Raw genomic sequence first — 1,340 nt, 5'->3', positions numbered from 1 at the left:
GCGTGGGGGTGGGCGCGGGCACCGAAGCCGGCTTGCCGGACCGGGCGATGATCACCTCGAACGCGACCGGTGGCAGCGGCGGCATCAACACCGCGGGCTACAGCCGCAACACCGGTGGGGGCGGGCTGGCGGGTCGGTCTACGACGCTGGTGGCCGGCGTGGCCGGTGGTGGCGGGGGCGGCGGCAAGGGCTCGGCGGCTGGCAGCGGCACGGGCAACGGCACYGGCTCGGGTGGCACGGTGCAGCGTGGCGGCAGCGGCAAGGCGGCTCGTTCGATCGAGGAGATCCGCCTGGTGTTCGAGCGCAACAAGGGCGCGATCTACGCGATCTACAACCGCGCGTTGCGCGAGGATCCGGGCCTGCAGGGCAAGGTCGTGCTGAGCCTGAAGATCTCGCCGTCGGGTCAGCTGGTGGATTGCCGGATCGTCTCGAGCGAGCTGAAGTCGCCGGAACTGGAATCGAAGCTGCTGGCGCGGATCAAGCAGTTCGAGTTCGGGGCGCGCGACGTCGACCAGATCGACATCACGTACCCGCTGGACTTCCTGCCGTCGTGATCGTCAGTGCCGGGTGGCCGCCGCGAGGGTGATCGCGCGGCGCGCCTCCAGCTCGGCATTCAGCGCCTTCTCCAGCGGGGCGCGCACCAGCCCGGCGTGTTCGTAGCGCAGGTTCTCGTACAGCTCGGATGCGGCCGGGCAGTCTTCCAGGATCAACTGCAAGGCCTTGCCCGGCTCGACGCGTTCGAGCGCGCGGCTCAGCTGCTGCACGACGGTGCGGTACTGGTGGGCATCGATCTCGGCCGGGCTCGCTTCCATGCGTTGCACCAGGCGCGCCAGCGCGTGCACGACATCGAGGTCGCTGACACTGCGTTGCTGGGATTGGGTGGTTTTCATGCGTTTCCTTCCGGGAGGGCGGCACCGTGGCCGCCCCGTACGCTGGAAGTGGGGATGCTTGATCGGCTTGCAAGGCCTGCCGCGGGCTCACCCGTTGGTGCGCGGTGGCACTGCATCGGAGCGGCGAGCCGGCGGTTCATCGCGGCGTGTGAATCGCGTCTGCCATTGTCAACAATGGTTAGCTGACCCCTGCTTTTCGCCGAGCGGGCTTGCTGCACCACCTTGCCCCGCCTCTAATCCATTCCGCCGCGCGATCCGTCCCCAGCAGTCCCCAGAGATTGACGATACGGCGAGTCGAGAGAGGCCGGTCGCGCCCGCGGTTGCTGGGCGCAAGGCGAAAGTGATGACGATGAAGATTGCGGCGATATTCTCATGTGCCGTTGTTTGTTTTTTTGCGAGCGGTGCCCCCCAGGCGGCACCGAAATACTATCCCCAGACGGTGCCTCAGAT

Annotated in this window: 2 protein-coding genes; one reads left to right on the top strand and one right to left on the bottom strand. The window is 67.6% G+C overall.

Annotation, left to right across the window (positions count from 1 at the left end):
* Nucleotides 1-554: AgmX/PglI C-terminal domain-containing protein (locus tag AC1DXV_RS34715; protein ID WP_477938058.1), on the top strand; the 554-nt coding region annotated here is incomplete at its 5' end.
* A gap of 3 nt (nt 555-557) precedes the next feature.
* Here AC1DXV_RS34715 and AC1DXV_RS34710 read toward each other — a convergent pair.
* Complete coding sequence (locus AC1DXV_RS34710) at nt 558-890, bottom strand: hypothetical protein (protein ID WP_477874232.1); 333 nt, start codon at nt 888-890, stop codon at nt 558-560.
* Nucleotides 891-1,340: the final 450 nt, after the last annotated feature.

The organism is Rhizobacter sp. P3_C12, from assembly GCF_056402735.1.
This window is presented reverse-complemented; position numbering and strand designations above follow the sequence as displayed.